The organism is Citrobacter sp. Cf118 (genome assembly GCF_030334095.1).
GTDB classification, from domain to species: domain Bacteria; phylum Pseudomonadota; class Gammaproteobacteria; order Enterobacterales; family Enterobacteriaceae; genus Citrobacter; species Citrobacter freundii.
On record NZ_JAOWES010000022.1, the window covers coordinates 1 to 530 of the forward strand.

At 57.7% G+C, this 530-nt stretch carries 2 pseudogenes; both read left to right on the forward strand.

The window, feature by feature from the left end:
* A pseudogene (locus OGX67_RS00435) lies at positions 1–295 on the forward strand (formylglycine-generating enzyme family protein); the annotation flags it as partial.
* Positions 292–530: pseudogene (locus OGX67_RS00440) on the forward strand (formylglycine-generating enzyme family protein); the annotation flags it as partial. The pseudogenes OGX67_RS00435 and OGX67_RS00440, both read left to right, overlap by 4 nt.

Sequence of the window (530 nt, forward strand, 5' to 3'; positions counted from 1 at the left end):
GACCCCCGGCGGGCTGTACGGCATGGCAGAGAACGGCTACGAGTGGGTGAGCGACTGGTATGACCCGGACTATTACGCGAAATCTCCGCGCCAGGATCCGCAGGGCCCGGAAACACCGGTCATCAAAAATAAAAAAACTGGGCAATACCTGAAGGTCCGCCGCGGAGGTGACAATCCTTCTCCCGGGTTTGATGTGGGCCTCACCTTTTTTCGCGGCTATGCCATCAAGGACAAGCCTTACCCCGATGGCACCACCGTCCGCTGTGCGGTGAACGCTGCGGAGGCGGTGAAATGAAGGTTGGAAAATATAGCCTGGCGTTGTTGCTGTTGCTGAGTGGTTGCGATAAACCGGAGCCTGCGGCGCAGGATAACCCTGAATTAGCTCACTACCTGCAACGCATCACCGGCGATCTGGTGTTTATTCCGGGCGGTACGTTCTGGATGGGGGACTTTTGCTCCCGCACGCACGGTGAGGGGGCGCGCTGTTCTTCGGAAAAAGATACCAAACCCGTGCATGAAGTGACGCTGAG